Annotated in this window: 18 protein-coding genes; 13 read left to right on the top strand and 5 right to left on the bottom strand. The window is 65.7% G+C overall.

Annotated elements, in window-relative coordinates; translation table 11 throughout:
- Window positions 1-190: 190 nt before the first annotated feature.
- The 7 genes from AC1TQG_RS02290 to AC1TQG_RS02260 are packed head-to-tail and all read left to right on the top strand — an operon-like array spanning window position 191 to window position 10,121.
- Entirely contained in the window at window positions 191-1,669 is a 1,479-nt protein-coding gene (locus AC1TQG_RS02290) for a nitrate/nitrite transporter (protein WP_482135330.1), read from the top strand.
- Entirely contained in the window at window positions 1,666-3,804 is a 2,139-nt protein-coding gene (locus AC1TQG_RS02285; RefSeq protein WP_482135329.1) for a molybdopterin oxidoreductase family protein, read from the top strand. Before AC1TQG_RS02290 ends, AC1TQG_RS02285 begins: the two co-directional genes overlap by 4 nt.
- On the top strand, window positions 3,801-5,267 hold the full coding sequence (locus AC1TQG_RS02280) for an FAD-dependent oxidoreductase (protein WP_482135328.1): 1,467 nt from the start codon (window positions 3,801-3,803) through the stop codon (window positions 5,265-5,267). The genes AC1TQG_RS02285 and AC1TQG_RS02280 overlap by 4 nt, the downstream gene beginning before the upstream one ends.
- On the top strand, window positions 5,264-7,849 hold the full coding sequence (gene nirB / locus AC1TQG_RS02275) for a nitrite reductase large subunit NirB (protein WP_482135327.1): 2,586 nt from the start codon (window positions 5,264-5,266) through the stop codon (window positions 7,847-7,849). The genes AC1TQG_RS02280 and nirB overlap by 4 nt, the downstream gene beginning before the upstream one ends.
- Window positions 7,833-8,198 (top strand): nitrite reductase small subunit NirD, encoded by a 366-nt coding sequence (gene nirD / locus AC1TQG_RS02270; RefSeq protein WP_482135326.1) that lies wholly within the window; start codon window positions 7,833-7,835, stop codon window positions 8,196-8,198. The genes nirB and nirD overlap by 17 nt, the downstream gene beginning before the upstream one ends.
- A 19-nt stretch (window positions 8,199-8,217) precedes the next feature.
- Window positions 8,218-9,384, top strand: coding sequence for a uroporphyrinogen-III synthase (locus tag AC1TQG_RS02265; RefSeq protein WP_482135325.1), 1,167 nt, complete (start codon window positions 8,218-8,220; stop codon window positions 9,382-9,384).
- The gene (locus AC1TQG_RS02260; RefSeq protein WP_482135324.1) at window positions 9,381-10,121 is read left to right on the top strand and encodes a sirohydrochlorin chelatase; all 741 of its coding nucleotides are present in this window, start codon (window positions 9,381-9,383) and stop codon (window positions 10,119-10,121) included. Before AC1TQG_RS02265 ends, AC1TQG_RS02260 begins: the two co-directional genes overlap by 4 nt.
- Before the next feature lie 27 nt (window positions 10,122-10,148).
- Here the strand turns inward: AC1TQG_RS02260 and AC1TQG_RS02255 are convergent, their stop codons facing one another.
- Both AC1TQG_RS02255 and AC1TQG_RS02250 read right to left on the bottom strand, forming a co-directional pair.
- A complete protein-coding gene (locus tag AC1TQG_RS02255) occupies window positions 10,149-10,448 on the bottom strand; it encodes an MGMT family protein (RefSeq protein ID WP_482135323.1) in 300 nt (99 codons plus the stop codon).
- A 1-nt stretch (window position 10,449) separates the two neighbouring features.
- Window positions 10,450-11,229: an alpha/beta hydrolase gene (locus AC1TQG_RS02250; RefSeq protein ID WP_482135322.1), complete on the bottom strand. Its 780-nt coding sequence runs from the start codon at window positions 11,227-11,229 to the stop codon at window positions 10,450-10,452.
- Window positions 11,230-11,349: 120 nt separating this feature from the next.
- Here AC1TQG_RS02250 and AC1TQG_RS02245 point away from each other — a divergent pair, with 120 nt between their 5' ends.
- Together AC1TQG_RS02245 and AC1TQG_RS02240 are read left to right on the top strand one after the other, a co-directional pair.
- Entirely contained in the window at window positions 11,350-14,739 is a 3,390-nt protein-coding gene (locus AC1TQG_RS02245) for an ATP-dependent helicase (RefSeq protein WP_482137232.1), read from the top strand.
- A complete protein-coding gene (locus AC1TQG_RS02240) occupies window positions 14,732-18,112 on the top strand; it encodes an ATP-dependent helicase (protein WP_482135321.1) in 3,381 nt (1,126 codons plus the stop codon). The genes AC1TQG_RS02245 and AC1TQG_RS02240 overlap by 8 nt, the downstream gene beginning before the upstream one ends.
- Before the next feature lie 41 nt (window positions 18,113-18,153).
- On the opposite strand, the gene AC1TQG_RS02235 is transcribed toward AC1TQG_RS02240, so the two are convergent.
- Complete coding sequence (locus AC1TQG_RS02235; protein WP_482135320.1) at window positions 18,154-18,567, bottom strand: DoxX family protein; 414 nt, start codon at window positions 18,565-18,567, stop codon at window positions 18,154-18,156.
- Between the two features lie 158 nt (window positions 18,568-18,725).
- Between AC1TQG_RS02235 and AC1TQG_RS02230 the strand changes: the two genes are divergently transcribed.
- The gene (locus AC1TQG_RS02230) at window positions 18,726-19,796 is read left to right on the top strand and encodes a potassium channel family protein (protein ID WP_482135319.1); all 1,071 of its coding nucleotides are present in this window, start codon (window positions 18,726-18,728) and stop codon (window positions 19,794-19,796) included.
- A 95-nt stretch (window positions 19,797-19,891) separates the two neighbouring features.
- On the opposite strand, the gene AC1TQG_RS02225 is transcribed toward AC1TQG_RS02230, so the two are convergent.
- Window positions 19,892-20,584, bottom strand: a complete 693-nt coding sequence (locus AC1TQG_RS02225; protein ID WP_482135318.1) for a TetR/AcrR family transcriptional regulator — start codon at window positions 20,582-20,584, stop codon at window positions 19,892-19,894.
- Window positions 20,585-20,757: 173 nt separating this feature from the next.
- Between AC1TQG_RS02225 and AC1TQG_RS02220 the strand changes: the two genes are divergently transcribed.
- Window positions 20,758-21,993 (top strand): amidohydrolase family protein, encoded by a 1,236-nt coding sequence (locus AC1TQG_RS02220; RefSeq protein WP_482135317.1) that lies wholly within the window; start codon window positions 20,758-20,760, stop codon window positions 21,991-21,993.
- A gap of 350 nt (window positions 21,994-22,343) precedes the next feature.
- A complete protein-coding gene (gene nudC, locus AC1TQG_RS02215; protein WP_482135316.1) occupies window positions 22,344-23,288 on the top strand; it encodes an NAD(+) diphosphatase in 945 nt (314 codons plus the stop codon).
- 19 nt (window positions 23,289-23,307) lie between these two features.
- Here nudC and AC1TQG_RS02210 read toward each other — a convergent pair whose 3' ends face one another.
- Complete coding sequence (locus AC1TQG_RS02210) at window positions 23,308-23,532, bottom strand: mycoredoxin (RefSeq protein ID WP_482137231.1); 225 nt, start codon at window positions 23,530-23,532, stop codon at window positions 23,308-23,310.
- Between the two features lie 200 nt (window positions 23,533-23,732).
- On the opposite strand from AC1TQG_RS02210, the gene AC1TQG_RS02205 reads away from it, so the two are divergent.
- Window positions 23,733-25,817, top strand: coding sequence for an ATP-dependent DNA helicase UvrD2 (locus AC1TQG_RS02205; protein ID WP_482137230.1), 2,085 nt, complete (start codon window positions 23,733-23,735; stop codon window positions 25,815-25,817).
- Window positions 25,818-26,261: the final 444 nt, after the last annotated feature.

Below are 26,261 nucleotides of genomic sequence, written 5' to 3'. Positions count from 1 at the left end.
TCAGGCGTTTTGGCGCAGTTGAATGCGCTTTTCGGTCCTGTTGGTGAACACTTCTCACGTTCTGGTGGGGTGAGTTGTGAGAACACTGTGACTGTTCGGTCACTGGTTGCAAAACTGCGGCAACACCAATTTTCTACGGTCTCTTCAAGTCATCCGGTAACTCACCCGGACATACGAGGAGGGGCTCGACGTGACTGCCAAGGCCACCAAGCGAAAGCACTACATCACCGACTGGGATCCAGAGGACGTGCAGGCGTGGGACAACGGCAACGCCGCCATCGCCAAACGGAACCTTGTCTGGTCCATCATCTGTGAACACGTCGGCTTCTCGATCTGGTCGATGTTCTCCGCCCTCGCCCTGCTGATGGGCCCCGAATACGGCATCTCCCTCGACCAGAAGTTCGTCATCGGCGCCACCGCCACGTTTGTCGGTTCGTGCCTGCGCATTCCGTACACCCAGGCAACCGCCATCTTCGGCGGTCGTAACTGGGCGATCTTCTCGGCGTTCGTCCTGATGATCCCCACCGGCCTCACATTGATGTTGATGATGAACCCCGGTGAGTTCGGATTCGGCTGGTTCCTCTTCGTGGCCGCACTCACCGGTTTCGGTGGCGGTAACTTCGCGTCCTCCATGACCAACATCAACGCCTTCTACCCGCAACGACTCAAGGGCTGGGCCCTCGGACTCAACGCGGGCGGCGGCAACATCGGTGTGCCTGCCATCCAGCTCGTCGGCCTGTTGGTGATCTGGCTCGCCGCTGATCAACCCGAGATCGTCTGTGCGATCTACCTGGTGCTGCTGGCGCTGGCCGGTATCGGTGCCGCGATCTACATGGACAACCTCGACCACCAGACCTCCAGCGGCAAGGCGATGCTGGAAACCCTGAAATACCGTGACACCTGGATCATCTCGATCCTGTACGTCGGCACGTTCGGCTCGTTCATCGGCTTCGGGTTCGCCTTCAGTCAGGTTCTCAACATCTCGTTCACCTCCTCTGGTGCTGCCAAGCCGGCGCTCGCCGCAGCCCAAATCGCCTGGATCGGTCCGCTGTTGGGTTCGATCAGCAGGCCGTACGGTGGAAAGCTCGCCGACAAGATCGGTGGCGGCAAGATCACGATGTACTGCTTCGCCGCGATGGTTGGCGCGGCGTCGATCCTGGTCGCCGCGAGTGCGCTGTCGGACGCCAACGACAAGAAGATCACCGGTGGAACCCTGACGGCGTTCGTGATCGGATTCGTGCTGCTGTTCATCATCTCGGGTATCGCGAATGGTTCTGTCTACAAGATCATTCCGGCGATCTGGGAGCATAAATCCAAGATCAACACCGGACTCAACGAGGCGGGCAAGGCAAACTGGTCGCGGTCGATGTCGGGTGCGCTGATCGGTATCGCCGGTGCCTTCGGTGGTCTCGGTGGTGTGGCCATCAACCTGGTCTTGCGGGACAGTTACAAGTCCAACCAGTCCGCGACGCAGGCCTTTGTGATCTTCCTGGCGTTCTACATCATCGCAGGCATCATGACTTATTGGTTCTATGTACGGCGTTCGATCGAGATCCCGGGAGCTGTCGCCGTCGGATCGGTTGTCGACGAATCCGACTCTGTGGCCGCCCCTTCCGAGCCTGCACCGCAGGCCGGACCGGCGCCGGTTGCGCCGGTGGCGCAGCCGTGAGCACACAGACGATTCCGCTGCGCCGCAACGCCGACGGGTCGGTCGGAACCCGGACCCATTGCCCGTACTGCGGACTGCAGTGCGCGATGGCCATCACCGGTACCGACGCCTCCGACGCCGAGATCGCCCCGCGGCAGTTTCCGACCAACAAGGGCGGGCTTTGCCAAAAGGGCTGGACCGCTGCCGAAGTCCTGCGCAACCCGAACCGGCTCACCGAGCCACTCGTCCGGGTCGACGGGGAGCTGATGCCGACAACGTGGGACAACGCGCTGGACATCGTCGCCAAGGGTTTTGCCCGGACCCGGCGTGAGCACGGTGCCGATGCGGTGGGGATCTTCGGTGGCGGCAGTCTGACGAACGAAAAGGCATACCAACTCGGCAAGTTCGCGCGGGTGGCATTGCAGACCTCGAACATCGACTACAACGGCCGGTTCTGCATGAGTTCGGCGGCCGCTGCCGGGATCAAGTCGTTCGGACTCGATCGGGGACTGCCGTTCCCGTTGGCCGACATCGGTTCTGCGCAGTGCATCGTGATGCTCGGCGGCAACGTGGCCGAGACGATGCCCCCGATGGTCAGCCACCTCATGACGGCCGCCCGCGCAGGCGGCCTGGTTGTCGCCGACCCGCGTCGGACGGCGACGGTGGAACGGGCGGTGGCCGATGGTGGTGTGCACCTGCAGCTCTCACCCGGTACAGACCTCCCACTGGTCTTGGGCATGGTTCATATCGCGGTGACTGAGGGGTACGCCGATCTGGACTACATCGCAGACCGCACCAGCGGATTCGACGAGTTCTGGCGAATTGCCGGACAGTGGTGGCCCGAACGCGCCGAGCGGACCAGCGGCGTTCCGGTGAGCGCGATGCGGCGTACGGTCGCGCTGCTGGCCAGCTCCCGCGACCGCGGCACCGGCGCGTACGTGCTCACCGCCCGTGGTGCCGAACAGCATTCGACCGGCACCGACACCGTCAGTGCGGTGATCGGGTTGTCCCTGGTCCTCGGGCTGTGTGGGCGCCGTGGCAGTGGCTATGGCTGCATCACGGGTCAAGGAAACGGTCAGGGTGGTCGCGAGCACGGCCAGAAGGCCGACCAGCTTCCTGGCTATCGGAAGATCGCCGACCCGGCAGCGCGCGCGCACGTCGCCGCAGTGTGGGGGATCGATCCCGACGACCTGCCCGGCCCCGGCCGCAGTGCGTACGAGCTGCTCGAATCGCTGGGTGGGCCCGACGGTCCGAAGATGCTGATGGTTCACGGTGCCAACCTGGCGGTGTCGGCGCCGCGGGCAGGCCACGTCGTCGAACGGTTGCAGTCGCTGGACATGCTGGTGGTCAACGACTTCCTGATGTCGGAGACAGCGGCGATGGCCGATGTTGTTCTACCCGTGCTGCAGTGGGCAGAAGAAGAGGGAACGATGACCTCCCTCGAAGGACGGGTGCTGCGCAGGCGCCGGGCGATCCCGGTTCCCGACGGTCCGCGTAGCGAACTGGAAGTGCTGTCGGAGTTGGCAATCCGCCTCGGCCAGCCCGCCGAACGGTTCAAAACCGATGCACGCGAGGTCTTCGACGAGCTGCGCCGGGCCTCCGCCGGTGGTCCGGCCGACTACACGGGCGTCACCTACGAGCGGCTCGACAACGATGAGGCGATCCACTGGCCCTGCCCGGAACTCGGTCACCCCGGGACCCCGCGGATGTTCCTGGAGCGCTTCGCCACCGACGATGGGCGGGCCAAGTTCGTGGCCGTCGACCATCACGGCCCCACCGAGCCGGTGAGTTCGGACTACCCGCTGATCTGCACCACCGGGCGGGTTCTGGCCCACTACCAGTCGGGAGCCCAGACCCGCCATGTGAAGGCGCTGGCCGATGCCGCCGGTCCGATGTTCGTCGAGGTCAACTCGGACACCGCCGAGCGGCTGGGGATTGCGCACGGGGACCAGGTGCGGCTGACATCGCGCCGCGGTTCCGTGGTTGCCGCGGCCCGGTGCATCGACTCGCTGCGGCCCGACACCGTGTTCCTGCCGTTCCACTATGCCGGCGACGGACGCGCCAATCTGCTGACCAACCCCGCCCTCGATCCCACCAGTCGGATGCCCGAATTCAAGATCTGCGCCGTGCGGATGGAACCGACGGAGTCCACATGACCAAGCGTGTGGTGATCATCGGCAACGGCATGGCCGGTGCGCGCCTGCAGGAGGAACTGCACCGGCGCGACCCCGGTGGCGAGCATGTCACCAGTGTCGTCATCGGCGAGGAGCCGACCGCGGCGTACAACCGGATCCTGATGTCGAATGTGGTGGCCGGCCGGATCAGCTCCACCGACACCATGATTCGTGCCGCGAACTGGTACAGCGAACGGAATCTGCAGACCCACGTCGGTGTGCGCGTCGAACGGGTCGACCGTGCTGATCAGACGGTGCATTGCAGCGACGGAACCGTCCACCACTACGACAAGCTCGTATTCGCCACCGGTAGCCGCGCATTCATCCCCCCGATCGCCGGTGCGCTCGACGACAAAGGCAAAACGCTGCCCGGAGTGGTCACCTTCCGCAACCTGCGAGACTGTGAAGCGATCGTCTCCGCGCTCGGTGAATCGTTATCCGGCAACAACATTCGGGTGGTGGTGGTCGGAGGCGGTCTACTCGGCCTCGAGGCCGCCCGCGGTGCACTCCTGCAGGGTGCCTCCGTGACGGTTGTGCACCCGCGCTCGCATCCGATGGAAAAGCAGCTCGACAGCGCGGGTGGGGCGGTTCTGACCCGGATCCTGCGTGAGATCGGGATGGACGTGGTGCTCGGTGGACGGGTCAGCGCCATCCGTGACGATCCGCAGACCGGCCGCGAAGTGGTCCTGACCGACGGCTCCACCCTGGGCGCCGACCTGGTCATCGTGACCGCCGGTATCGCCCCCAACGTCGACGTCGCCGCCGATGCCGGGCTGTCGGTGGATCGCGGGATCGTGGTCGATGACGAACTCCGCACCAACGACCGGTCGGTGTACGCGATCGGCGAATGCGCCCAGCACCGCGACATCGTCTACGGACTGGTGCAGCCGGGCTGGGAGATGGCAGAGACCGTGGCCCAGAACCTGATCGGCGACACCGCGGTCGGCTATGAGGGCACACAGCAGATCCTGCGCCTCAAGGCCCACGACATCGATTTGGCGTCCATGGGTGAGGTCGACACCGACCCGAACGACCTCGAAGCGGAGGTGTTGACACTGTCCGATCCCCATCGGGGTCGATACGCCAAGGTGGTCGTGCGCAAGGACCGTGTGGCCGGGGCGGTTCTCTTGGGCAACCCGGAGGTGGTCGGAACCATCTCGCAGCTGTTCGATTCGGGGGCCCCGGTGCCGAGCGACCGGATGCGGCTGCTGCTCGGTCACCTCACCGCAGGCGCCACCGAATCGGCGAGCCCGGCGCAGATGCCCGGCGACGCGATCATCTGCCGGTGCAACACCGTGTCGAAGAAGAACCTGACCGACGCCTGGCGAAAAGGTGCCCGGAGTAGGGGTGCGATGGCCGATGCCACCCGGGCGACAACCGGTTGTGGCAGTTGCGAATCCGTTGTCGAGGGCTTGTGTGAATGGCTCAAGACGGCAGACGCATGACAGAGACAGAAGACTTGAGAGGGAGGGCCCAGGTGTCCGCTAAAACCGTTGTGGTGGTTGGTCATGGGATGGTCGGCCATCGTTTTGTGCAAGAACTGCGTCAGCGCGACGTCACAGATCAGTGGCGGGTCGTGGTCGTGTGTGAAGAACCGACCGCGGCTTACGATCGGGTGGGATTGTCGTCCTATGTGAACAAGTGGGACCGGCAGGCGTTGGCCCTGGACGGGAACACCTACCCGGGTGACCCGCTGGTGTCCCTGCTCCTGGGCCGGTCGGTGAAACGGATTGATCGGGTCGCGCGGACCGCGGTCCTGGACGACGATTCGAGCGTTGTCTTCGATGCGTTGGTCCTGGCCACGGGTTCGTATCCGTTTGTGCCACCGGTGCCCGGTTCGGACTCGGAGAACTGTTTTGTCTACCGCACGCTGACCGACCTCGATCAGATCCGGGACGCCGCCGAGGCCGCCCCGGCCGGTGCGACGGCCGTTGTGGTCGGTGGTGGGCTGCTCGGCCTGGAAGCGGCGAACGCTCTCAAACTTCTTGGTCTCAAGCCGCATGTCGTCGAATTCGCGCCGCGGCTGATGCCGTTGCAGGTCGATGCCGGTGGCGGTGCGTTGCTGGCGAACCTGGTCGAAGAACTCGGGGTCACCGTGCACACGGGTGTGGGGACTTCCGCCATCGAACAGGCCGAGAGTGGTTCCTTGACCATCACGCTCTCCGATGAGAGCACGATCGATGATGCTGCGCTGCTTGTCTTTTCCGCCGGAGTGCGGCCGCGCGATCAGCTCGCCAGGGACGCCGATCTCGCGGTCGGGGAGCGTGGCGGTGTCCTCGTCGACAGCAGTTGCCGCACCCACGATCCGGACATCTACGCGATCGGTGAGGTCGCCGCGGTGGACGGTCGCTGCTACGGGCTCGTGGCTCCGGGCTACAGCACGGCCGAGGTGGTCGCAGATCGGCTGCTCGGTGGCCGGTCGGAGTTCGCCGGTGCGGACCTGTCGACAAAGCTCAAGCTGCTCGGGGTCGACGTCGCCAGCTTCGGTGACGCGATGGGCGCCACACCGGGTTGCCTCGAGGTCGTCTTCAACGATCCGGTGGCCGGAACTTACTCCAAAGTTGTTGTCAGCGATGATGCGAAGACCCTGCTAGGTGGTGTGCTCGTCGGTGATGCAACCCAGTACGCCTTGCTCAAACCGATGGTCGGTGGTCCGGTTCCGGGCGATCCCGCGGCGCTGATCGCTCCGGCCGCCGGCGAAGGTGTGGGGCTGTCCGCCTTGCCGGACAGCGCCGAGATCTGCTCGTGCAACGGTGTCGACAAGGGAACCATCTGCGGTGCGATCGCCCATGGGGCGCAAGACGTCGAAGCGGTCAAGGCCTGCACCAAGGCGGGCACGACCTGTGGTGGCTGTGTCCCGTCGATCACCCGATTGCTGGCCGAATCGGGCGTCGCGATCTCGAAGTCGCTGTGCGCACATTTCACGCATTCCCGTGCAGAACTCTTCGAGATCGTGCAGGCGACCGGCATCCGCACATTCAGCGAACTCGTCGCCAAGCACGGAACCGGTCTGGGTTGTGAGATCTGCAAGCCCACGGTCGCATCGATTCTGGCATCGACCTCGAGTGATCACATCCTCTCGGATCAGCAAGTGGCACTGCAGGATACCAACGACCGGTTCCTGGCGAACATGCAGAAGAACGGCACCTACTCGGTGGTCCCGCGGATGCCCGGCGGCGAGGTGACCGCCGATCAGCTGATCGTGATCGGCCAGGTCGCCAAGGACTTCGATCTCTACACCAAGGTAACCGGCGGGCAGCGGATCGATTTGTTCGGCGCCCGGGTCGAGCAGCTGCCACTCATCTGGAAGCGGCTGGTCGATGCCGGCATGGAATCCGGGCATGCGTACGGGAAGAGCCTGCGGACGGTGAAGAGTTGTGTCGGAACCAGCTGGTGCCGATACGGTGTGCAGGATTCGGTGGGGATGGCCGTCGACCTCGAAAATCGTTATCGGGGACTGCGATCGCCGCACAAACTGAAGTTCGGTGTCTCCGGCTGTGCCCGGGAGTGCGCCGAAGCCCGCGGTAAAGACGTCGGCATCATCGCCACCGAGCACGGCTGGAACCTCTATGTCGGCGGCAACGGCGGGCAGAGTCCGGTGCATGCGCAGTTGCTGGCCTCGGGCATCGACGACGAGACGCTCGTCAAGTACATCGATCGATACCTGATGTTCTACATCCGTACCGCCGACCGGCTGCAACGAACCGCGCCGTGGCTCGCGTCGCTCGAAGGTGGTCTCGAGCATCTGAAAGATGTTGTGTGTGAGGACAGTCTCGGCATCGCCGCCGAGCTGGAGACGGCGATGAGCGCCCATGTCGCCGGATACAAGGACGAATGGGCAGGTGTGCTCGAGGACGAGGACAAACTCGCCCGCTTCGTGTCCTTTGTGAATGCGCCCGAACAACCCGATCCCACCATTGATTTCTCGGAGAGTGGCGGACGCAAGGTGCCGGTACTCTTGGGGACACCGCAGCCCGGTGCAGCGCGCCGGGGAACGGAGGAAACGCACGATGAGTCTCGTCGATGACACCCGCGTTGAAGCACTCAACGCGACCTGGACCGCAGCCTGCCCCTTTGACCGGCTGGTCCCGGGTTTCGGGGTCGCGGTCCTCCTTTCGGGAGGTGCGCAAGTGGCACTGTTCCGGATGATCGACGGCACGCTCTACGCCGTGGGCAACATCGACCCGTTCGGCAATGCGGCAGTCATGTCGCGCGGACTGGTCGGTGACCGCGACGGTGAACCAACCGTCGCATCACCCCTGCTCAAGCAGGTGTTTTCCCTGGTGGACGGACGCTGCCTCAGTGATGAGAATGTATGGTTGCCCGTCTACGAAGTACGGCAACGAGCCGGCCTGGTACAGGTTCGGCCGCGATAGCGTGACACATGGAGGCGTAGTGAGTTCGGGTGGTCGCACGCAGGGTGAATCAGGCCCGTTGACCGGCTTCACCATCGGGATCACGGCGGCACGCCGGGCCGATGAGTTCGCGGCTTTGCTGGAGCGGCGTGGCGCGGTGACCGAGCGGGCACCGGCCATTCAGATCATCCCACTCGCCGACGATGCGGAATTGCGGAGGGCGACGGAGAATGTCGTCGCCGATCCACCTGAGATCGTCGTTGCCACAACAGGTATCGGGTTTCGTGGCTGGTTGGAGGCCGCGGAGGACTGGGGGATGGCCGAGTCGCTGGTCGAGGCATTGGGGCGGTCTCGGGTCCTGGCCCGTGGTCCGAAGGCCAAGGGCGCGATCCGGGCCGGTGGCCTGCGCGAGGAATGGTCGCCCCCGAGTGAATCGTCGAGCGAGGTGCTCGAGCACCTGCTCGCCGAAGGTGTCGACGGAGTCCGGGTGGGTGTTCAACTGCATGGCGCGACGACCGAGTGGGAGCCGTTGCCAGACTTCTGCGAGGTGCTCAGGGAGGCGGGGGCGCTGGTGCTGCCGATTCCGGTGTATCGGTGGCTGCCACCGCACGACCCGACGGAGTTGGACCAGATGATCTCGCAGATCATCAACTTCGACATCGATGCCGTCTCGTTCACCAGTGCGCCCGCGGTCGCCTCGATGCTCGGCCGGGCACACGACACCGGCCGTCTCGATGGGCTGCTCGAGGCGTTTCGGACCGATGTCGCGGTGATGTGCGTCGGACCCGTCACGGCGGGACCGCTTGCTGCACTGAAGGTTCCGACGTCACGGCCGGGTCGATTCCGGTTGGGCGCGTTGGCCCGCCACATCGCCGAAGAAATGCCGCGCAGGGTTCCGACCATGCGGGTCGCCGGGCACGACATGAGCATTCGCAGTCGTGCGGTGATGGTCGACGGTGAGTTACGGCCACTATCGCCTGCCGGGCTGACATTGCTCAAGGCGCTGGCGCAGAATCCGGGCCGCGTGGTGTCGCGGCAGTCGCTGCTGGCCCAGTTGCCCGGCGGGGGTGGGGACACGCATGCGGTCGAGACCGCGATGGCCAGGCTGCGGGCCGGCCTGGGCGACTCGCGCATGATCCAGACAGTGGTCAAACGCGGATACCGACTGTCGATCGATCTCGAGTACGAGGAGGGCGAGAACGCATGACGATCAATCATCTTGGTGCGCAGCCCATCCTGGTTGCCCATGGGACACGTTCCGAACATGGTGTGGCGATGATCGCGGATCTGGCCGACAAGGTCTCGGCGCTGATCGGACGAACACGGGTCGCATTTGTCGATGTCCTCGGACCGTCGCCATCGGAAGTGCTGTCCGGCGTCGACGGACCGGCAGTGGTCGTCCCGGCGTTCCTTGCGCAGGGCTATCACGTTCGTCAGGATCTTCCCGAACACATTGTGGCCAGCGGTCATCGGGCCACCTCGGTCTCGCGGGCATTGGGTCCCGATCCCGAACTCGCCCGGGTGCTGGCCCAGCGACTGACCGAATGTGGCTGGAAGCGTGGGGATTCGGTGGTGCTCGCCGCCGCGGGATCGTCGGACGCCTATGCGCTGGGCCAGGTGCGTCGAGAGGCCAACCTGCTCGGTTCGATGCTCGGTGAGCGGATACCGGTGGGTTACGTCGCCACTGCGCAGCCGCCGATCGCCGAAGTTGTCGCCCACGTCCGGGCCAAGACCGGACGCCGCGTCTTCATCGCGTCATATCTGTTGGCACATGGTCTTTTTCACGATCGACTGTTCGAGGCCGGGGCCGATGGTGTGAGCGCGCCGCTCGGCGCCGACCCCCGCGTCGTCGACCTGGTGGTCCGCCGGATGCGCTCGGTCCGCGTCCCTGTCGCCCCTAGCCCCCCGATGATGTGGTCTTTTGGCGAGCAAAAGCCCAGGTGAGGTCCGCCAAAAGGGCACATCTTCGGGCTAGGGGAGCGTTAGGCGGGCGGTTTTCAGGTCGACGCGGCCGTCGAAGACCGGGACGCCTTCGGCCTGAAGGCGTTCGAGCTGACTGGTCCGTAGATGGGGCGCAGGCCTGCCGCTGACCGCGATGACGCGATGCCACGGCAGGTCGGCCGAATCGGTGCGCATGATCCAGCCCACGATCCGGGCGCTCGACAATCCGGCCGCCGCGGCCACATCGCCGTATGTGGTCACCTTGCCTGCCGGTATCGCTGCGACGATCTCGCGGACCCGTTCGACCTGGTCTTCCGTCACCGGCGCCATATCAGTTGCGGGCCAGCGCTTTCGCGACCAGGGTGGCCGTCAGTTCGGCTCTGGCAAACGGAACCATGTGATCGCAGTCTTCTTCGAACACTGTCAGCAGATCGCCCAGCTGCTCACCGAGCGCGGAGCGGAATTCGTCGGTGACATAGGGCGGCTGCACGCGCATCGCCTGCACCAGATCGACGGGTATACCGCTGGGAGGGAGCACCCATGGGAGACTCAGCTCACCCCAGGTGGTCACGACCATCGCAGGATTGATGCGCCAGTTCACCCGGCCGCCGACCGGGACCAGGTGATCGCCGATCTCCCGGTCCAGGATCTCGGGTGCGAGTTCGGACCACGATCCGCCGAGCTTTTCCTCGCGGGCCGCGGCCTCGTCGGGGTAGTCGTAGTGCGACATATAGCTTGCGGCCACCTCCTCGAGCCACTGCGGATCGAGCCCGATTGCCGGATCGAGCAACACCAGTGACCGGATGCGCTCACCGAGCGACTGCGACAGATGCAGCGCCAGGGCTCCGCCGTAGGAATGGGCGACCACCACCATCGGTCCGTCGATGTACTCGTCGGCGACCTCGCGCAGCGCCGCGGTCTGTGCCTCGATCGACCACGGCGGTGTCCACGGTGAGAAACCGTGGCCCAACAGGTCGGGTGCCACGATCCGGGCATGGGGCAGGGCATCGGCGAGATCGGCCCAGCGCTTGCCGTGTCCGGTCAGGCCGTGCAGGGCCAGAACCGGCGGACCGTCGACGGGTCCGAACAGTTCCACGTTCAGTGCAGACATGGTCGCAATCTTGCCCGACGCCCCGATGTTCTGCCCGCGTAGAAGTGAGGTTCGGGGTGGACTACGACGTTGTGGGGTGTGAACTCGGTGGCGGGGGGTGCACCGGTCCGGGCCTGTCGGATGCACATGACACCATCAAAGCCAGTCGAGAGAAAGGACTTGTGCGTGCCCGCATTGACCACGCGATTGGTATCCGCGCCGATCGCCGCAGCGCATCCACGCACCTGGCCTGCACACGTACAGGCACTCATCGACGGTGACTTCACCGCGCCCGGGCGGTTTCGCCCCTACCGGGTTCATGGTGGACCGGGTACCGGGAAGACTTCCCTGGTTGTCGACATCGCGGTCGCGCGACTGTCCGATCCGGACACCGACCCGGAATCGATCCTGGTGCTCGCCTCGAGTCGTCGGGCAGCCACCGAACTGCGTGAACAGATCACCTCCCGTCTGCTCTCGACGGGGGCTGGCCCGGCGCGTACGCCGCGGGCCACGCGGGAGCCGATCGTCCGGACACTGCATTCCTACGCGTTTGCGGTCCTGCGTCTGCAGGCCGCGGCCCACGACAACCCGCCGCCACGGCTTATCACCGGTGCCGAACAGGATGCCGTGCTGCGTGAACTACTGGCAGGCGACATCGAAGACGGTGCCGACTACTGGCCGGAGCGACTGCGACCGGCCCTGGGTACCAACGGTTTTGCCCAGGCCCTGCGCGACATGATGATGCGCGCCGCCGAACGCGGCGTCGGTCCCGAAGACCTGATCGCGCTCGGCCGCACCCATCGTCGCCCGGAATGGCAGGCAGCGGGCAAGGCCTACCGCCAGTACGAGCAGAGCGGCCTGCTGCGCGGCGCGGTCGGGCTGGAGGCTCCGCAGGCCACGGCCCCGGCGGTGGATGCGGCCGAGCTGGTCGGCTCGGCCCTGACCGCTTTTGCCACCGATCCGGAACTGCTGCGCAGCGAGCGCGCCCGGGTGCGGTATCTGTTGGTCGACGACGCCCAGCACCTCGATCCGCAGGCCGCCACGCTGATCGAGCTCGTGGGCGCCGGGACGCGGCAGGCCGTGGTCGCCGGTGACGGCGATCAGTCGATCTACGGTTTTCGTGGTGCCAGTGCGCGGTTCCTCGATGAACTCGACGATCCTGAGCAAGATATACTGCTGGACAACAACTTTCGGTCAACCGTGCCGATCAGCAATCTCGGCGGTTCCATCGCGGCCCGGCTACCCGGCCGTCGCCGGCACAAGCTGTCCCCGGTGCCCGAGCGGGCCGATCATCCCGGCGCCCCGGCCCCGGTGGTCCGCATCTACGGCTCGTCCGCGAAAGAGGCCACCGCGATCGCGGACATGATGCGTCGCGCCCACCTCTACGACGACGTGCCGTGGTCGCAGATGGCGGTGATCGTCAGGTCGGTCCCCAGGGCAATGGCACCGCTGCGCCGCGCTCTGCGGTCGGCCGGTGTCCCGGTCATGACCCCGGCCAGCGAGATACCGCTGGCGCTGGCGCGTTCGGTGTCCGCGATGTTGCTGGCGTTGCGTGCGGTGGAGATGCCGCTGGATCCGGATTCGGCGCTGGAGTTGTTGTCCGGTCCGATCGGCGGCGCCGATCCGGCTGCGTTGCGGCGCCTGCGGCGCGGCGTGCGACGGATCGAGACCGAGTCGTCCCGCGACCGCGATTCGGCCACCGTGATCGCCGAACTGGTCAGTGCCAGGCCCGCGCCGGAAGGTAAGGCACCTGATGACAGCGAGCCCGCCATCGACGTCGAGCACTACCTCAGCGGGCTGACCGACGCCGAAAAGCAGCCTCTGGTTCGAGTGTTGACGGTCATCCGGGCGGCACGCACTGCCGCGGCGAGCCGTCGCAGTATCGAGGAGATCCTGTGGGAGGCATGGCAGGCAAGCGGATTGGGGCCGCGATGGTCCAATCAGGTGATGCGCCGCGACCACGGTCCGGGCGGTGCGCAGGCCGATAGAGACCTCGACGCGATGGTGGCGCTGTTCGACGCCGCAGCCAACTTCGCCGACAGCCTGCCCGCGGCCACCCTTGGCGGATTCATCGACTATCTCAGTGCACTGCAGATCCCCACCGAATCGAGGATGGCCCAGACCTCGTCCGATTCGGTGACGGTGCTCTCGGCGCACGCCGCGGCAGGTCGCGAATGGGATGTGGTCGCCGTCGCCGGGGTGCAGGACGGGCTGTGGCCCAGTCTGCGCAGTCGCGGCAGCATCCTCGGTACCGGTCAGCTCGTCGACCTGCTCGACGGTGTGTCGGCCGACGCCATCGACACGATCTCGCGGACCGCGGTCGCGCTCGCCGAAGAGCGGCGACTGCTTCTGGTCGCCTGCAGCCGGGCCCGTCTGCGGTTGATGATTAGCGCGGTGGACGACGGCAGTGGCGACGCTGCGCCATCCCGGTTCGTCGGTGAACTGGCAGCAGTGGTTTCCGGTGCCGAGGAGGAGGGTGAACCCGAACTGGAGTTGCCCGTCGAACCCGGTCTGCGCCGGGTGCTCTCGCTGTCGTCACTGGTTGCCGAACTCCGGGCCCAGGTCTCCGACAGCACCGGTCAGGACGATCCGCGGACGCGGGCCGCCGCCGACATGCTGGCCGAACTGGCCGATGCCGGAGTGCCCGGAGCGCACCCCGACGAGTGGTACGGGCTGGCCGGGCCGAGCACCACCGAGCCGCTCTGGTCCGAGGCGTCGGGCCCGTTGACCTTGTCGCCGTCGAGTGTCGAATCGCTGGGCACCTGCTCGTTGCGCTGGATGCTGGAACGTTACGGCGGCCGGGACGGGGACTCGCGTCCGGCCGTTGCCGGAACGCTCGTACACACCCTTGTGCAGGCCGTTGCAGGCAAGATCCCGCCGGAGGACGTCACGGCGTCACTTCGCCGGGTCTGGGATCAGGTCGATGTCGGCGCACCCTGGTTCTCGCGCCGTGAACTCGAGCGCACCGAGGAGATGCTGACCAACTTCCGGCAGTGGCTCAAGATGTCTCGCGAGGGATTGACCGAGGTCGCAGTCGAGATAGATGTCAACGCCCGGGTGGAACCGGCGCAGATGACCGACGCCGACGGCGAGGTGCTCGACATCCCCGAGGTACGGCTGCGCGGACGCATCGACCGGCTCGAATCCGACAGCAAGGGTCGGCCGGTGGTTGTCGACGTCAAAACCGGCAAGACCACGATCTCGGTGGCCGCCGGACAAGACCACGCCCAGCTCGCCACCTATCAGCTGGCGCTGACCCTGGGTGGGGTGCCGGAGCTCGGCAACGTCGAACCGGGCGGCGGATCGCTGGTGTACGTCAACAACGCCAACGGCAAGACCGGTGCGGCCCAACGCAATCAGGATCCGCTCACCGAAGAGCAGGTCGAGACGTGGCTCGCCGTGGTCCGGTCGGCGGCCTACCGCAGTATCGGGCCGACGTTCGAGGCGACGATCAACGACGGCTGTGGGCATTGTCCGCTGACATCTAGCTGCCCCGCCCAACTCGACGGACGGATGGTCACCGATGGCTGAATCTGCGGTTCAGACAAGGATTTCCGCGCGGGTGCTGGCCGGCGCGCTGGATCAGCCGCCGCCGACCGATGAGCAGGTCGAGGTCATCGAGGCGCCGTTGGAACCGGTGCTGGTGGTGGCGGGAGCCGGTGCGGGCAAGACCGAGACGATGGCTTCCCGCGTGGTTTGGCTGGTCGCCAACCGACTGGTCGAACCCGACGCGGTCCTCGGTCTGACCTTCACCCGAAAAGCCGCACAAGAATTGGCCGCGCGGATCCGGCGGCGACTGTCGATGCTGGCCGGTTCGTCGGCGATGTCGCGCTGGGATCCCGACGGCGAGCTGCGCGTCAAGCTGCGCTCGGCAGATCCGCAGGTCAGCACCTACCACGCCTATGCGGGCCGGTTGATCGCCGACTACGGATTGCTCCTGCCGGTGGAACCGTCGGCGAGATTGCTCAGCGAAACCGAACTATGGCAGCTCGCGTTCTCGGTGGTCGGCGGCTGGTCCGAGGATCTCGACACCCCCAAAACGCCAGGGGGCGTGACGGAATCGGTTCTCAAGCTGTACGGAGAGTTGGCCGAACATCTGGTGAGCCTCGAGCAACTCGCCGCAGCAGGCGACGACATCTACCGGCTGATCGACACACTGCCCCCGGTCGGGCGGCAGAAACCGACGCCGCCTGCGAAGCTGCGGGATATCCAGGCCGCGATCGATGAACGTCGTGCGCTGGTACCGCTGGTGGCGGCGCTCGGTCAGGCGATGATGGACGCGAACGTGCTCGATTTCGGCAGCCAGATGTCGCTGGCGGCAAAGCTTGTCACCGCGCACCCGGAAGTGGCGCAGGCCGAACGGGCCGCCATCGGCGCGGTTCTTCTCGACGAGTACCAGGACACCGGACATTCGCAGCGGGTGTTGCTCTCACAACTGTTCGGGACGCCACCCGGTGTCCTGGCGGGCGCCGGGATCGCGGTCACCGCCGTCGGTGACCCGATCCAGTCCATCTACGGTTGGCGTGGTGCATCGGCGGCGAACCTGCCGCGGTTCACCTCCGACTTCCGGTGCAGCGACGGCACCCAGGCGCCACGGCTCGAACTGCTCACCAGCTGGCGCAACGCGCGCTATGCCCTCGACATGGCCAACGCCGCCTCCGACGAACTACGCCGCCGGGGTGTTCCGGTGAGCATCCTGCGACCTCGTGACGACGCCCCTCGCGGCACCATCGACATGGCGCTCACCGACACGGTGGCCGATGAACGCACGTGGATCGTCGATCAGATCGAGCGTGAATACAACCAGGCCGACGGCAAACCGCCCACCGTGGCGATCCTGGTGCGGCGCAACCAGGATTCGGCGCCGCTGGCCGCGCAGCTCGCCGATCGTGGGATCGCTGCCGAGGTCGTCGGTATCGGTGGGTTGCTCGGCGTGCCCGAGGTCCAGGACGTCGTCGCGATGTTGCGGCTGATGTCGGACCCGATGGCCGGGACCGCTGCGGTCCGGTTGCTCACCGGCCCCCGCTGGCGGATCGGAGCCAGGGATCTCGCCGCGCTGTGGGCGCGGGCGCGAGATCTGGCGGCAGGTGCCAACGCCGTCTCGGGCACCATGACCAGTCTCGAAGAACTCGACAGCGCACTCGATTCGGCGGTGCCCTCGGAGACGGTGGATCAGGCGGGGCTGGGCGATGCACTCGCCGATCCCGGTCCGGCAGCCCGGTATTCGCCGGACGGCTACCGCCGGATCAAGTTGCTCGGGCACCAGCTGTCGGTGCTGCGGGCGCGTATGGGTGGGCCGCTGCCCGAACTGGTGGCCGAGGTCGAGCGTGTCACCGGGGTTGATGTCGAGGCTCAGATCCGGGCACGTGGACTGCGCGGCAACATCACCGGGCGCGAACATCTCGACGCCTTCGCCGAATATGTTGCGAACTATGCGGAGCGTTCCGCGGCCACCCTGCCCGGGCTGCTGGCGTTCCTCGCATCGGCCGCTGACATCGAGAAGGGGCTCGAGCCCGGCAAGGTCGAGATCGCCGAAGACCGGGTGCAGATCCTGACGGTGCACGCGGCCAAGGGGCTCGAATGGGATGTCGTGGTGATCGCGCACCTGTGCACCAACATCTTCCCTGGCGGCAAGGCCGAGGGCACGTGGCTCAAGAGTGCCCGGGAATTGCCTGCGGAATTGCGCGGCGACCTCGCGGACTCGGCTGAAGGCGAAGGCTTTCCGCCATTGGTGCTCGATGGCCTGGAGAACCGCAAAGAGCTCGAAGAGTCGATCGAAGCGCACCAGGAAGCGCTGCGGGGACGCAAGCTCGAAGAAGACCGCCGGCTCCTGTACGTGGCGCTGACCAGAACCAAACGTGCGCTGATCATCAGTGGGCACCATTGGTCGGCCGCCGGTGACAAACCCAAGGGTCCGTCGGTGTTCCTGACCGAACTCCACGAGATCGCACAGGAATTGATCGAGACCTCGCCGGACGGCGCACCGGGGTTGACCATCGCGCAGTGGGCCGCCGAACCCGAAGAGGGGGCCGAGAATCCGCTGGCGATGCTGGCCGCCGGGGCGTCTTGGCCTGCCGATCCGCTGGGGTCGCGGCGACCCGGAACCGAGCGCGGCGCCGACCTCGTCCGGGCGGCGTTGCGTGCGCGCGGTGAACCTGCGTTGTTCGACTTGGGGGAGGAGATCGACGCCGAATCCGGGTCAGAGGTCGATGACGGCGATCCGCAGATCCGGGAGTGGGCCAACGATCTGGCGGTGCTCCTGACCGAGCGATCGGAAGGCCTGGGCTCCGACATCGAAGTGATCATGCCGCAGCACCTTTCGGTGAGCCAATTGGTCGAACTCGACAAGGACGAAGATGCGTTCGCCCGCCGCCTTCGCCGCCCGCTGCCGTTCAAGCCGAACCCGCTGGCGCGCCGGGGTACGGCATTCCACGCCTGGGTGGAACGCCGATACGGTGCCACCCGGCTCCTCGACATCGACGAGCTACCGGGCGCAGCCGACGCCGAAGGCGGCTCCGATGCCGACCTCGAGGTCTTGCGAGAGGCGTTCCTGCGATCGGATTGGGCGGCCCGCAACCCGATCGAGGTCGAGGTGCCGTTCGAGACCGTCATCGCCGACACCATCATTCGTGGACGTATCGATGCGGTCTTTTCCGAACCCGACGGCGGGTACACGGTGGTCGACTGGAAGACCGGTGCGAAACCGACGCAGGCGCAAGAGCACTCGGTCTTTGTGCAGCTTGCCGCCTACCGGGTGGCGTGGGCAGAGCTCACCGGCACCGACCTCGAAAAAGTTCGGGCGGCGTTCCACTATGTGCGGTCGAACTCCACCCTGCGGCCGCGCGACCTACCGGACCGGGCCCGCCTCGCCGCGCTGATCCGTCGCGAGAAGGGTGCCTCCTGAGTCGGACAGCTCCGCAGAGCGAAGGCCGCGCGCGGATCTGCTCAACGTTTCGGCGCGGACTTCCAGACCCGCCACCCGGCCCAGATCATCGGAAGCTGAAGGGGCAACCGGCCCCACGCGACGGCGCGTTGCGGCAACGGCTTGTGCTTGTACAGGCGGACCATGTTGATGTTGCCCGGATACACGCCGACGAACAGCGCCACGGCTGCCAGGCCGCCGTATCGGCGCGTCTTGGGGGCGAGCAGTGCCGCACCCACCGCGAGCTCGACCACCCCGGAGCCGTACGTGTAAGCGCGTGCGCTGCCCGGCAACTCGGCGGGAATCAGCTGGTCGAAGGGCTTCGGGGCGACGAAATGCAGAGTCCCCATACCCAGCAGTCCGAGGCCCATGCGAGTGGCCAGCTTCTGCTCGTCCGGAAACGCCAACTGCGGCAAGCTCTGTTTGGTTGCTGTCATCCCTCCACCATGCCTCATGATGTCGCAGGGCGACGGCCCGATGATGTCCCGTCGTGTCCGTCGCTGTGACTGCCCGGCGGCCGATAGGACTACAGTCCCACTTTGTGCGTACGCAAACTCTGCAACCGGTAGGTCGCGGCGAGACAGGGGTCGGATAGATGGCTGCGGGTCGGCTACGCCGGAGGTTCAAGGACGATGAGCTGACAGATATGCCCGACCACGCCCTGGTCGGTGTGGTCCGCATCCCGGAGATGCAGTCGAGCCCGGGCCGGGCGATCAGTCGCCGAGTCGTCTTTGCTCTGACCGCGTTGTTTGCCGCGGTGTTCATCGTGTATCTCGACCGGGACGGCTACCGGGACGTGCAGGACAGCCCACTGTCGTTCCTGGACTGCCTCTATTACGCGACGGTGTCCCTGTCCACGACGGGATACGGTGACATCACGCCGTACACACCGTCGGCCAGGCTGATCAACGTGCTCGTCATCACGCCGCTGCGGGTGATGTTCCTGATCGTGTTGGTCGGTACCACCCTCGAGGTCTTGACCGAACGGTCGCGGCAGGCGCTCAAGATCCAGCGATGGAGGAACAAGGTGCGGAACCATACCGTGGTCATCGGCTACGGAACCAAGGGCAAGACCGCTGTGAAGGCGATGATCGCGGACGGACAGAAGCCCGCCGAGATCGTCGTTGTCGATGGCGATCAGGCCGTGCTCGACAACGCCGCGGCCAAGGGGCTGGTCACCGTGCGCGGTGATGCCACCCGATCGGATGTCCTCCGACTGGCCGGCGCCCAGCATGCGTCGGCGATCATTGTCGCCACGAACCGCGATGACACCGCGGTACTGGCGACGTTGACCGCACGAGAACTGGCCCCGAAGGCGAAGATCGTCGCCTCCATCAGGGAAGCGGAGAACACCCACCTGATGAAGCAGTCGGGCGCCGATTCGGTGGTGGTGAGTTCGGAGACCGCGGGCCGCCTGCTGGGGCTGGCGACGATCACCCCGACCGTCGTGGAGGTGATCGAAGATCTGCTCACACCCGACCAGGGATTTGCCATCGCCGAGCGCGATGTGGAACCAGACGAATACGGTGGTTCACCGCGACACCTGCCGCAGATCGTGCTCGGTGTCGTGCGTGGCGGAAAACTGCATCGCGTCGACGACAGCAAGGTCGATGCGATCGAACCGGGCGACAGATTGCTGTATGTCCGGCAGGGTAATTCGGACTAGTTCCTGGTCCCGCGATAGGTCGTCGACGTCCTCGCCGGCGAGAACATCTCGTCCAAAGTGCTATGTCGGCAACCTGGGGCGCCGGGGGCCGGACATCAGGACGGCATCGCGGTGGTAGGAGTCACCGCGATACCGGCGACGAGAGCCCGGATCGCCCAGGCCATCCGGCCCGCCGGAGTCCCCGACATCAAGGCATCGACATTCGCTGCGACGTGAGGTGCCTCGCGCGGATCAGCCTCCCGCAGACGGGATTCCAACGCCACCAGCTTCTCCGCGCTGGAGCGCGAATCGATGTCATCAGCGCTGGGTGGAGTGTGTTCGGCAGCGGCGGCAGTGACCAGTTGCATCAACAGGTCAACTCCCCAGGCGGCCCGTTCCACAGCGATTCCACCTTCGAGCAACAGCCCCAACAACCGATCCACCAACGCGATGGTGTTGCTGCCCATCGGGCGCAACACCATCGCGGAACGTGCCAGGCCGGGATAGCTGAATAGCACCTCGCCATATGCCTGCAAAAGCGCTTCCAGACGTTCATCCCACCGACCGGGTTGATCCTCGGGCAGCGTTCCGGTGAGTTCGTCCAACACCACCGAACGCAATTCAGCCGTGTTGGCCACATAGACGTACAGCGACGCCGGTCCGGTATCCAGGGCCTGCGCCACCCGACGCATCGTCGCCTTCTCCAGTCCCTCATCGCGAATGATCGCGATGGTCGCGGTGACAATGGCCGCCTTGGACAACGGCGGCTTGGCGGGGCGTTCCCTACGACTACGGGGCGGGTTGCTCATGACAGACAACAGTAACGAACACGTTCGTGCCCCGCTTGCGAGCAGACAGGTACGAACGAACGCATTCGTAGCGAACGTGTTCGTGATCGGCTACAGTCGCTGACGAACATGTTCGTCGATGCCTTTCCGGGGAACCGACGAACACCCGACTTCCAGCGCGAGGAACCCAGACCATGACTGTCACGGCAATTACCAACGCGAAGATCTTCGATGGGGAACAGACACTCGGTGCCCGCACAGTGCTGATCGAAGACGGCCTGATCACGGCCATCGGTATCGGCATCGACGTCCCGGCCGGAGCAGATGTCGTACCCGGCGACGGAGCGACACTGATACCCGGCCTCATCGACGCCCACGTACACACCAGCAGGGAGGCGCTCGGGTTGGCGTTGCAATTCGGGGTCACCACCGAACTCGAGATGCAGGGCGCCAATACCGCCGCTCGCCGCGCCGAGATCTCCGACGACGACTCGGTGGCCGACGTCCGCTCGTCCGGATTTGCGCTCACCCCTCCCGGCGGCCACCCCGACGAGCTGTTCCCCGAGGACTTCCACCATGGTCCGCCTCCCGGGGCGCCGGCGCCGAGCGGTCCACGGCCGGTACCGGCCAACGTCAGCACCCCAGAGGAAGCGCGAGCGGTCATCCCCGAACTAATCGCCGACGGTTCGGACTACATCAAATTCATGGTCGATGACGGGTCCGTGGAAGGACACCCGGGCATCCCGATGCTCGATCAGGAAACACTGAACGCCGGTGTCGCGGCGGCACACGAACATGGCATGCTCACCATCGCTCACGCCCTCACCATCGACGCCACCCGGATGGCCATCGACGCCGGCATCGACGGGTTTGCGCATCTGTTCATGGACCGGCCCCACACCGACGAGATCATCAGCGCGATCAAGGACAGCGGCGCGTTTGTCGTCCCCTGCGTTGTCCTGAACGCCTCGCTGATCGGTATCACCGGACAGGAACTCGCCGACGACCCACGGGTGGGCTCGCGTCTCGATGCAGCATGGGACGCCACGCTGCGATCGAGTTTCAACACCTACCCCCAAGGCAATATCGACGATGTCCTGACCTCGGTCAAAGTACTGCACGATGCCGGCGTCGATATCCTGGCCGGCACGGATGTGTCTGTCCCACTGCCGTTTCTGGGCGGACTTGCGCATGGCGCCAGCGTTCATCACGAGCTCCAGTACCTGGTGCGCGCCGGCCTCACCCCGGCGCAGGCGCTCACCGCCGCCACCGCGACCACCGCCAAGCGATTTGGCCTCACCGACCGTGGCCGTATTGCCGAAGGTCTGCGAGCCGACCTGTTGCTGGTCGACGGCGATCCCACCATCACCATCAGCGACACGCTCAACACCCGCGCCGTCTGGCGCAGGGGAAACCGGCTGAGCTCCTGATCCACTGCGTGCCGATGCCAGATCTTTCCGGTGGTCGGCGCCGTGCTGCTCGCTGACGGGACCTCGCTGCCGGTGACGATGGACACCGGGACGGGTCGGTTCACAACCGGAGTCTTCCTGGCAGTCGGCGGTGCCGGCATCGGCGACGAGGAGTCGGCGCGGCGGGTTCAGCCGGTCATCGAATATGCACCGCAGTCGCCGTTCGCCAGTGGTGCCACTCAAGAAGCCGGATCCAGGCTTAGGGTGGGGGTGGTCCTCACCGGCGACCGGTGCCGAACGGTCCGCCGCGTCGCTGGTCACCCTGGTTGGCGCGGTGAGGATCGAACAGTGGGATTCGAGAAGGGAAACCAGTGCGGCGCTTTGAGTTCGAACAGCCCCCGATGTTGTCGCGGGCGGTATACAACCGCGCCGACGAGATCCGCGAGGACCATCAGCGACTGAAGGACGGGTGGGCGCGGGCACTTCTGCTGCAGATCGACCCCTCGGGGCGCTATCCGGTGGGGGAGGACGGTCTCGGCTGGATCATGGCGCTCGACGTCGGCGACGAACCGCCGCCGGAAGCGGTGTTCCTCGGACTGCATCCCGAAGAAGGTCACGACATGTGGGCGATGCGGTTCGACGTCATCGACGGTCCGAAGGACGATCCCCGGCGGGGCGCCCAGCTACTCGGACCGAACGAGGCCGGGATTCTCTCGACCGCACTCGGTGTCCTCAATTGGCATGACACGGCCCGGTTTTCGCCGGTCGACGGTGCTCATACCGAGCCGATCAAGGGCGGTTGGGCCCGCCGCAACATCATCAGTGGCCGCGAGGAGTTCCCTCGAACAGATCCCGCGATCATCACGGTTGTCCACGATGGCGGCGATCAGATCTTGCTCGGCAGGCAGAAGCAATGGCCCGACCGGTGGTTCTCGACGCTCGCCGGATTCGTCGAACCCGGGGAATCACTCGAGCAGTGCGTGCTCCGCGAGGTCCACGAAGAAGTCGGTCTCGACTGCTGGAATCCGCAGTACATCGGATCGCAGCCCTGGCCGTTCCCGCGCTCGTTGATGGTGGGCTTCGAGGTCACCGCAGACCCGGACCAACCACTCGACTTCATCGACGGTGAGATCGCGGCAGCCGAGTGGTTCGGTCGGGCAGAGGTGATCGAAGCGATTGAGGCGCAGCAGGACTGGATGAGTCCGGACGGAGACCCGATCGTCGACAACGCGCGGTTGCGGTTGCCGGGATCGATCTCGATCGCCAGCGCGCTGATCCGGGCCTGGGCCTACACCCCGGCAACCGGGGTGCGCTGAACCACCGCGTCCGGCTTCTTCAGACGCCCAGCTTCTTGCGGACGTCGGCCACCGTCGGGTTGGTGGCGGTGCTGCCGTCCGCGAACTTGACGGTGGGAACGATGTGGTTGCCACCGTTGACGCTGCCGACGAAGTCGGCGGCCGACGGATTTTGCTCGATGTCGATCTCCACCCACTCGATACCGGCAGACTTCAGGCCCATCTTGAGGCGTTTGCAGTATCCACACCAGGTGGTGGAGTACATGGTCAGAGCAGCGTTGTCGGTAGTCACGCATACATAACATCACGAGGGCCGACGGTGTTCCCGTACCCACCTCGATGTCCCCGGCGGAGCCGGCCTGATGTCCCCGGCGGAGCCGGCTGATGTCCCCGCTGAGCCGGGTCGAGTTGGTGCGAGACCGTCCGGCCGAACGTCTGTCGGTGGCCGTTGGGATACTGATCGCCATGGATGCCTCACTTGACCCGCAGCAGCAGGCCGCTGTGCTCGCACCCCGCGGGCCCGTCTGTGTCCTGGCCGGCGCAGGCACAGGCAAGACCCGCACCATCACGCGCCGGATCGCGCATCTGGTCGGCGATGGGCATGTGCGGGCCAGTCAGGTCCTGGCCGTCACCTTCACCTCACGCGCCGCCGGTGAAATGCGCACCCGACTCCGTTCCCTGGGTATCTCCGGACAGGGAAATGCGGTGCAGGCGTTGACATTCCACGCCGCCGCAATGCGTCAGCTGCGGTACTTCTGGCCGCAGGCCATCGGTGAAAACCAGTGGGAGCTGCTCGACAACAAGTTTCCCGTGGTCTCCCGCGCGGCGCGGGCCGTCGGAGCGCCGACCACCACCGAATCGTTGCGCGATCTCATCTCGGAGATCGAATGGGCCAAGGGCTCGTTGATCGGGCCGTCGGACTACCCGGCGGCGGTGGCCAAAAGCCGTCGTGAGTCACCCATCCCGGCCGAGCAGGTGGCACTGGTCTACGAGCGTTACGAGCAGGCGAAGGTCTCTCCGGCGGGCGATCAGCTCCTCGACTTCGACGATCTGCTGCTGATGACGCGGGCCATCCTCGACGATCATCCGGTGATCGCCGAGGAGTTCCGGGATCGCTACCGCTGTTTTGTCGTCGACGAGTACCAGGACGTCACCCCGGCGCAGCAGTCGCTGCTCAACGCCTGGCTGGGGCCACGCGACGATCTGACCGTGGTCGGTGACGCCAACCAGACCATCTACTCGTTCACCGGGGCCACACCCCGTTATCTGCTGGATTTCTCGCGGCGGTTCCCGGACGCGACGGTGGTCCGCCTCGAGCGCGACTACCGGTCCACCCCGCAGGTGGTGGAGCTGGCCAACAGCGTCATCGGGGCCGCGCATGGGCGGATCGCAGGCACGCGCCTGCAGTTGATCGGGCAGCGAGATCCCGGTCCGCAACCCGACTTCGCCGAATACGATGACGAACCGGCCGAGGCGAAAGCCGTCGCCCGCTCGATCAAACGGTTGATGAAGTCCGGTGTGCCCGGTTCGGAGATCGCGATCCTGTACCGGATCAACGCCCAGTCCGAGGCACATGAGCAGGCGCTGACCGCCGCAGGCATCCCGTACCAGGTGCGAGGTGGCGAGGCGTTCTTCTCGCGGTCGGAGATCAGGCAGGCGATGCGGGCGGTCAGCCAGACCGCACAGCGCGATGATCTGCCCGCCGAAGCGCAGACGCTCACGCTCCTTCGGGCGATCCTGGTCCCACTGGGCCTGACCGAAGAGCCGCCCGCCGGTGCACAGGCCCGCGAGCGCTGGGAGTCCCTGCGGGCGCTGGTGACGATGACCGAGGACATGCTGGCAGAGAACGCCGACCTGACCCTCACCGAGCTGTCCCGCGAGCTCGCCGCGCGAGCCGAGGCCAGGCATCCACCGACGGTTCAGGGAGTGACGCTGTCCTCACTGCACGCCGCCAAGGGCCTGGAGTGGGATGCGGTTTTCCTGGTGGGCCTGGTCGACGGCTCGATGCCGATCAGTCAGGCCATCAAGGCAGGTGACGACGCCATCGAAGAAGAACGTCGGCTGCTGTACGTGGGTGTCACCCGTGCGCGGGAGCACCTGCAGCTGTCGTGGGCGTTGTCGCGGAACGAGGGTGGCCGGGCCTCTCGGCGTCGCTCTCGCTTTGTGATCAATCTGGTACCCGACGATTCGCCGGCCTCGAAGATCGCCGAGCCCAAACGAACACGCTCCGGCCCCAAGTGCCGGGTCTGTGGAAAACCGTTGTTGGGCAAGACCGCAACGCTGCTGGGGCGATGTGAACGATGCCCCTCAGACCTTGACGAAGGGTTGTTGCTCGCGCTCAAGGAGTGGCGCAGCGGACGGGCCAAGGAGCAAAAGGTTCCCGCATACGTGGTGTTCACCGACAACACGCTGATCGCGATTGCCGAACAGCAACCCGGCGATGTCACGGCATTGGTCGGCATCCAGGGGATCGGGCAGAAGAAGCTCGATCAATACGGGGAAGACATCCTCACGCTTGTCCGGGGTGGGAAAACCGCAGGTCAAAAATAGGTTGTGCGTTTTCTGGGCAGCCCCTACTGTGGACAACATCATTGTGTGACACAGCGAACAACACCATGCGCGACTGCGGTCGCGCAGAGGAGCAGGAGAGGAGAGGTTCGATGATTGATTTTTACAACGCCGAGAGAGCAGTCGACCATGCCGTCACGGCATGTGCCTCATGGCATCGCGAACCGCCCCTCGCTGCCCGCCCGAAGGCTGTTCATACTGCGCACGCCGCCGCCATCAAGCCGGAATTCCTGGCTATGACAGCAGCAATTCCGGCGTTCATGCCGCCGACGGTGGTAGCAGTCCGTCGCCGAGCCCGCCACGCGTTTCCCGTGTTCTCTCAACGAATAGAGATCTGACACAGTTCAGACTCCAGATGAGGCCACGGCGAATCGCAACAGCGAAACCGTGGCCTCTTTTGTGATCTGAGAACAATGCTTGTTCCAC

It is taken from the genome of Williamsia sp. Y844 (assembly GCF_056786475.1).
Note: the sequence above shows the minus strand (reverse complement) of the source record. Positions and strands in the feature narration are given on the sequence as shown.